Annotated in this window: 7 protein-coding genes; 2 read left to right on the forward strand and 5 right to left on the reverse strand. The window is 73.6% G+C overall.

Going from position 1 to position 6968, the window contains the following annotated elements:
- A partial coding sequence (locus tag GTW08_RS13625) for an alpha/beta fold hydrolase (protein ID WP_161151996.1) occupies positions 1 to 1095 on the reverse strand: 1095 nt, incomplete at its 3' end.
- Positions 1096 to 1179: 84 nt separating this feature from the next.
- On the opposite strand from GTW08_RS13625, the gene GTW08_RS13630 reads away from it, so the two are divergent.
- Positions 1180 to 2331 (forward strand): acyl-CoA dehydrogenase family protein, encoded by a 1152-nt coding sequence (locus GTW08_RS13630; RefSeq protein ID WP_161151997.1) that lies wholly within the window; start codon positions 1180 to 1182, stop codon positions 2329 to 2331.
- On the opposite strand, the gene GTW08_RS13635 is transcribed toward GTW08_RS13630, so the two are convergent.
- The 4 genes from GTW08_RS13635 to GTW08_RS13650 are packed head-to-tail and all read right to left on the reverse strand — an operon-like array spanning position 2321 to position 6511.
- The gene (locus tag GTW08_RS13635; protein WP_301549210.1) at positions 2321 to 3532 is read right to left on the reverse strand and encodes a trans-sulfuration enzyme family protein; all 1212 of its coding nucleotides are present in this window, start codon (positions 3530 to 3532) and stop codon (positions 2321 to 2323) included. The two genes, GTW08_RS13630 and GTW08_RS13635, sit on opposite strands and share 11 nt — an antisense overlap.
- 8 nt (positions 3533 to 3540) lie before the next feature.
- The gene (locus tag GTW08_RS13640; RefSeq protein ID WP_083658891.1) at positions 3541 to 4437 is read right to left on the reverse strand and encodes an ABC transporter ATP-binding protein; all 897 of its coding nucleotides are present in this window, start codon (positions 4435 to 4437) and stop codon (positions 3541 to 3543) included.
- Positions 4434 to 5534 (reverse strand): FecCD family ABC transporter permease, encoded by a 1101-nt coding sequence (locus tag GTW08_RS13645; protein WP_083658892.1) that lies wholly within the window; start codon positions 5532 to 5534, stop codon positions 4434 to 4436. The genes GTW08_RS13640 and GTW08_RS13645 overlap by 4 nt, the downstream gene beginning before the upstream one ends.
- A complete protein-coding gene (locus tag GTW08_RS13650) occupies positions 5531 to 6511 on the reverse strand; it encodes a FecCD family ABC transporter permease (protein WP_202417136.1) in 981 nt (326 codons plus the stop codon). Before GTW08_RS13650 ends, GTW08_RS13645 begins: the two co-directional genes overlap by 4 nt.
- A gap of 205 nt (positions 6512 to 6716) precedes the next feature.
- On the opposite strand from GTW08_RS13650, the gene GTW08_RS13655 reads away from it, so the two are divergent.
- Positions 6717 to 6968 (forward strand): dihydrofolate reductase family protein (locus GTW08_RS13655; protein WP_346009902.1); only part of this gene is annotated, 252 nt, incomplete at its 3' end.

Here is a 6968-nt window from a genome sequence, read left to right on the forward strand (position 1 = left end):
GGCGGCGGCCGGGCCGTCGGCGTCGTCGGGGGTGTCCGCGGCGGCGTCCCAGTCGGCCAGGGCCCGGTCGAGCTCGGGCCAGGTCGTGTCCCGGGCCCGGCGCCCGGTCAGCACGCCCAGGTGCCCGCCCGGCGAGGTCGTGAACCGCACCTCCGGGCTGCCGGTCAGCAGCGGAACGCCGGCGCGCACCGCCCGCAGCGGGGCGATGACGTCGTCCCGCCCGGCGACGACGAGCACCGGCACCCCGACGTCGGACAGCTCCACGTCACGCCCGCCCAGGCGCAGTCCGCCGTCGGCGAGGTCGTTGCTGCGCAGCAGCAGGTGGAAGATCTGCCCGAACACCCGCCCCGGGTAGCCGTGCATGTTGCTCATCAGATGGTCGACGGCCTCGATCTGGGCCAGGCAGTCCCGGTCGTCGATCCGCGACGCGATCGCCAGCGGCTTGGTGACGAGCTTGTCCACCGCGGTCAGCTGGAACGCCCAGCTCACCATCGGCGCCGGGAAGCTGCCGACGCCCCGGTAGATCGAGGAGATCAGCCGGCCACCGGTGATCTGCGCGAGCGGCCGGATCGGCGCCACCAGCGGCACCCGGGAGATGTCGACCGGGGTGCCGATCGCGGCGACCGAGCGCACCGGCAGCGGGTCGCGGGCCTGCACCGCGGCGGCGACGGTGAGCAGGGCGAAGATCCCACCGAGCGACCAGGCGACGAGGTGTACCTCGTCGTCGGTCTCCTCGGCGACCCGGCGGATCGTGTCGGGCAGCAGCTCGTCGACCCAGCTCTCGATGCCCAGGGTGCGGTCGGAGAACGACTTGGGACCGTAGTCGATCAGGTAGACGGTCCGGCCCTGCTGCAGCAGGTGCTCCACCAGTGAGCAGCCGCGACGCAGGTCGTAGGCGAAGTCCGGGGCGCCCAGCGGCGGCACGAGCAGCACCGGTGCACCGCCGGAGGGGTCCACACCGGACAGCGGGCGGTACCGGAACAGGATGCCCTGCGGCGAGCCGACCACCGCGTCGCGCGGCATCCGTCGCAGGTCGGCGAGGTGACCGACCACGGCCCGGTCCCACACGTTGGCGGCGGCGTCGACGAGATCCACGGGCGCACCCTACCGGCACGCGCGGGTCACCGACGGCCCGTGAGGACGACCGGAGTTACCGACGGGTATGTGAGACTGCCGGGCATGCAGCGCGAGATCTTCGACGACGAACACGACGCGTTCCGCGACCTGTGCCGGACCTTCATCGCGAAGGAGGTCACCCCGCACCACGAGCAGTGGGAGGAGGACGGCCAGGTCGACCGCGCGGTATGGACCGCGGCCGGGGCGGCGGGCCTGCTCGGCACCGCGGTCCCCAAGGAGTACGGCGGCGGCGGGGTCGACGACTTCCGCTACAACGCGATCCTGGCCGAGGAGATCGTCGCCGCCGGGGCCAGCGGGATCGGTTTCCCGCTGCACAACGACGTGGTGCAGCCCTACCTGCTGCGCCTGTGCACCGACGAGCAGAAGCAGCGCTGGCTGCCCGGGTTCTGCAGTGGTGAGCTGATCACCGCGATCGCCATGACCGAGCCCGGCACCGGCTCGGACCTGCAGGGCATCGCCACCAACGCCAAGCAGGACGCGAACGGCGACTGGATCCTCAACGGCTCCAAGACCTTCATCACCAACGGCATCCTCGCCGACCTGGTGATCGTCGTCGCCAAGACCGACCCGGACGCCAAGCACCTCGGCTTCACCCTGTTCGTGGTCGAGCGCGGGATGGAGGGGTTCGAGCGCGGCCGCCGCCTGAAGAAGGTCGGCATGAAGGCTCAGGACACCGCGGAGCTGAGCTTCACCGACGTGCGGGTGCCCGACGCGAACCGGCTCGGCGAGGTCGGCCAGGGCTTCGTCTACCTGATGCAGAACCTCGCCCAGGAGCGGCTGTCGATCGCCGTCGCCTCGGTGGCCGGCGCCGAGGCCGCGGTGGCGATGACGCTGGAGTACACCAAGGAGCGCAAGGCCTTCGGCCGCCCGGTGGCGAACTTCCAGAACACCCGCTTCGAGCTCGCCGAGATGGACACCGAGGTCTCCATCGCCCGGGTCTTCGTGGACCGCTGCATCACCGAGCACAACCGCGAGGGGACCGAGCTGTCGGTGCCCGACGCGGCCAAGGCCAAGTGGTGGTGCTCGGACCTGCAGAACCGGGTCGTCGACCGCTGTGTGCAGCTGCACGGCGGCTACGGCTACATGCTCGAGTACCCGATCGCCCGCGCGTTCGTGGACTCCCGCGTGCAGGCGATCTACGGCGGCACGAACGAGATCATGAAGGAGATCGTCGGCCGGTCGCTCATCGGCTGACGGTGTCCAGGGCCCGCGCGATGTCGGCCACGAGGTCGCGCGGGTCCTCCAGCCCCACCGACAGCCGCAGGTGGCCGAGCCGGCGGAACTCCGGCGGGAAGTGCGCCGCGCGGCCCTCACCGCCCGCGCCGACGTGCACGATCAGCGACTCGTCGTGCCCGAGCGACACCGCCGAGGTGATCACGCGCAGTGCGGCGACGAACCGGTTCTGCAGCTCCGGCGGACCGTCGAGGGCGAAGGCGAGCATGCCGCCGTACCCGCCGTCGAGGGTGCGGGTCGCGAGCGCGTGCTGCGGGTGCGACGCCAGCCCCGGGTAGGCGACGTACGCGACCTCCGGGCGGGACTCCAGGTACTCCGCGACCTGCTGCGCGCCGGCGCAGTGCGCGCGCATCCGCATCGGCAGGGTCACCGCGCCGCGGGCGATCAGCCAGGCGTTGAACGGGCTGATCACTCCCCCGGCGTCGACCATCGCGTCGGCGCGGATCCGCTCGACCAGCTCGCGGCGGCCCAGCACGGCACCGCCCATCGCGTCGCCGTGGCCGTTGACGTACTTGGTCAGCGAGTGCACGACGAGGTCCGCGCCCCGCTCCAGCGGCCGTTGCAGCACCGGGGTCGCGAACGTGGCGTCCACGCTGAGCAGGGCACCCGCCTCGTGTGCGACGGCGGCGACGGCGTCGACGTCGGTGATCCGGGTCGTCGGGTTCGCCGGGGTCTCGACGTGTACCAGCCGGGTCTCCGGACGGATCGCGGCGCGCACCGCGTCCGGGTCGGAGGAGTCGACCAGGGTGGCGGTGATCCCCCACCGGGCCGGCAGCAGCTCGGTGAGCAGCCGATGGGTGGCGACGTAGGTGACGTCGGAGCTGACGACGTGGTCCCCGGACCGCAGGAACGTGAAGAACACCGCGTGCAGCGCGGCGACGCCCGAGGCGAGCGCGACCGCGGCACAGCCGCCCGGCGACACCCCGGAGGGATCCTCCAGGGCCACGAGCTTGTCCTCCAGCCAGCCCTGGTTCGCCCCGCCGTTGCGGGTGTAGAGCCGGGTCGCGGTGCCCGACCAGTCCAGCTCGGAGGGGTCCTCGGGCAGCGCGTAGGAGTTGGCCGCGACGATCGGGCGGCGGATCGCACCGGTCCCGGGATCGACGTCGTTGCCCGCGTGCACCGCGCGGGTGGCGAGGAAGGGCGGTCGGTCGCCGGAGGTCACGCCGGAGATCATGCCTCGGCGATCGGCTCCGGGGCACGCAGCGACGGGCCCGCGTCCGGCACGACCAGCGGGGTGCCGGTCACCGGGTCGGGCAGCACCCGCGCCCGCAGCCCGAACACCTCGGCCAGCAGCTCCTCGGTGACGATCTCGGCCGGCGACCCCGCCGCGACGATCCGGCCGTCCTTCATCGCGACGAGCCGGTCGGCGTAGCGGGCGGCGAGATTCAGGTCGTGCAGCACCATCACCACGGTGCGGCCCGCCTCGGACTGCAACCGCCGCACCAGCTCCAGCACGTCGACCTGGTGGGCCAGGTCGAGGAAGGTGGTCGGCTCGTCGAGCAGCAGCAGGTCGGTCTGCTGCGCCAGGGCCATCGAGATCCAGGCCCGCTGGCGCTGGCCACCGGACAGCTCGTCGACCGGACGCTCGGCGAGGTCGGACAGGCCCGTCCAGGTCAGCGCCTCGGCGACGGCGCGCTCGTCGTCCGAGGACCACTGCCGGTACCAGGCCTGGTGCGGGTGCCGCCCGCGGGCGACGAGGTCGCCGACGGTCAGCCCCTCGGGCGCCAGCGGCGACTGCGGCAGGATCCCCAGCACCCGGGCGACCTCCCTGGTCGGGGTGCGGTCGATCCGCTTGCCGTCGAGCAGCACCTGACCGGTCCGGGCGGGCAGCAGCCGCCCCAGCGCCCGCAGCACGGTGGACTTGCCGCAGCCGTTCGGGCCGATGACGGTGGTGACCGCGCCGGGCTGCACCTCCAGGTCGAGCCCGTCGACGATGGTGCGGTCGCCGTAGCCGAGCGTGACCTGCTCGGCCGACAGCCGGACCACACCGGGACGGACGGGGTCGCCCGCCGTCGTCGTCCGGGAGGTGGTGGCCTCCGCGACGCTGATGTCCTCGACGGTGCTCATCGACGGGCCTCCTGGCGGGTGCGGGCGAGCAGGTACAGCAGGAACGGGGCGCCGAGCACCGCGGTCACGATGCCGACCGGGAGCTCGACGGACCCCAGTGCGGTGCGGGCGATCAGGTCGGACAGCACGGTCAGTGCCGCGCCCAGCACGAGGGAGACCCCGATCGGCGGGGTCCCGACCCGGCAGAGCCGGCGCGCGATCTGCGGGGTGACCAGTGCGACGAAGGCGATCGGGCCGGCGGCCGCGGTCGCGACCGAGGCGAGCCCGACGGAGACGAGCAGCAGCGCGGTGCGGGCGCCGTTCACCCGCACGCCGAGGCCGCGGGCGGTGTCGTCGTCGAAGCGCAGGGCGCCGAGCAGGTGCACCAGGGCCAGCGCCGCGGGCACGAGCACCAGCATGGAGATCGACAGCGGGACGACCTCGTTCCAGCTGCGCGCGTTCAGGCTGCCGTTGAGCCAGACCTGGGCCTGGGCGGCCTGGTAGATCTGGGCGACGGTCAGCAGCCACTGCACCGCGGCGACGAGCACGGCCTGGATCCCGATGCCGATCAGCACGAGCCGGAAGCCCTGGATGCCCTTGCGCCAGGCCAGGACGTACACCGCGGCCGACGACACGAGCCCGCCGATCAGGGCGGCGAGCGGGATGCCGAGCGAGGCGAAGGCGCCGCCGACCCCGGCCACGCCACCCCCGAGCACGATGACGAACACCGCTGCCGCACTGGCGCCCCACTGGACGCCGATGATGTCCGGGCTCGCGAGGGGGTTGCGGGCGACCGACTGCAGGATCGCGCCCGAGACGGCCAGCGCGCCGCCGACCAGCGCACCGACCAGGGTGCGCGGGAGCCGCAGCTCGAGCACGACGAGCTGCTGACCGGCGTCACCGCCGCCGAACAGCGTCGCCAGCACGTCGGTGATCGCGATCGGGTAGTCGCCGCGGCCCATGTTGACCGCGGCGGCGAGCACCAGCGCGACGGCACAGGCGAGCAGCACGACCGCGGTGCGGATGCGCAGCACGCCGGAGAAGCGGCCCGCGCGGACGGCGCGACGGCCGGGGACGGCCACCGTGCTCGGCGGGCCGGGTTCGGTCACGGTGCTCACACGGCCCCCAGCTTGCGACGGCGCACGAGCGCGATGAAGAACGGCCCGCCGATCAACGCGACCACGATGCCGACCTGCAGCTCACCGGGGCGGGCCACCACCCGTCCGACGACGTCGGCGAGCAGCAGCAGCACCGCCCCGGCGAGCCCGGAGGCGGGCAGCAGCCAGCGGTGGTCGGGCCCGGTGAACACCCGGACGACGTGCGGGACGATCAGTCCGAGGAACACGATCGGCCCGCAGGCGGCGGTGGCCGCCCCCGCGAGCAGCGTGATCGCGACGACGCCGACCACCCGGGTCCGGCGGACCGAGTGCCCCAGCGAGGTGGCGACGTCGTCGCCGAGGGAGAGCGCGTTGAGGGCGGGCGCGCTGGCCAGCGCCAGCGCCGTGCCCGCGAGGATGAACCACACCACCTGGCCACCGACCGCGGCGTCGCGCCCGGCGAGCGAGCCGACCACCCAGAACCGGTAGGCGTCGAGGCTGGTCTCGTCCAGCAGCACCACCGAGGACGTACCCGCCTGCAGCAGGAAGCTGACCGCCGCACCGGCCAGGGCCAGCGACACAGGGGTGGCGCCGCCGGGTGCCCGGGTGCCGATCACGAACACCACGACGCTGGCGACCAGCGCCCCGGCGAAGGCGAACCAGACGTAGCCGAACAGCGTGCTGACACCGAAGACGTAGATGCCGAGGACGACGAAGAACGCCGCACCCGCGTTGACGCCCAGCAGGCCGGGGTCGCCGAGCGGGTTGCGGGTGAAGCCCTGCACGAGCGCGCCGGCCAGGCCGAGCGCGATCCCGACCAGTACCCCGAGCAGGGTGCGCGGGATCCGCAGGGAACGGATGACCACGTCGTTCTCGCTGCCGGTCGGGGCGACCAGCGCGGAGAACACCTCGTTCACCGGGATGACCTTGGTCCCGATCGCGATGCTGGCGAGTACCGCGAGCAGCAGCGCCGTGGTCAGGGCGGCGAGGCCGAGCAACCGCCTGCGCCGGAGCGACCGCCGTGGGGGCGCCGGTTGTTCCACCGACGGTGGTCGGACGCGGATCGCGTTCACCTTGCTCGTGGCCCCCTGCTCGACCGGATGCCCCACCCGTCCGGTGCGGCTCCGCTCACCATAAGTGAGGCTGCCCTACGACAGAACACCCCCGTGCGTCACGCCGCCCGCACGGCGGGATGCTCGGGCGGTGCCCATCGAACCCTCCGCGTCCGGTCCCCCGCCCGTCCGGCCGCGGGTCACCGCGGTCATGGTCAGCTCCGCCGACGGGGCCGTGACGGCAGGCGGAGCGGGGTCCGGTGGCCTGTCCACCCCGGCCGACCGCGACCTGTTCCGCGCCCTGCGACGGTCGGCCGACTGCGTGCTCGTCGGGGCGGGCACCGCGCGGGACGAGGACTACCGGGGCGTCCGGCCACGCCGCCCCGGGCCGGACGGGCGGCCG

Origin of the sequence: Pseudonocardia sp. SID8383 (assembly GCF_009864975.1) — a bacterium.
Taxonomy (GTDB): Bacteria; Actinomycetota; Actinomycetes; order Mycobacteriales; family Pseudonocardiaceae; genus Pseudonocardia; species Pseudonocardia alni.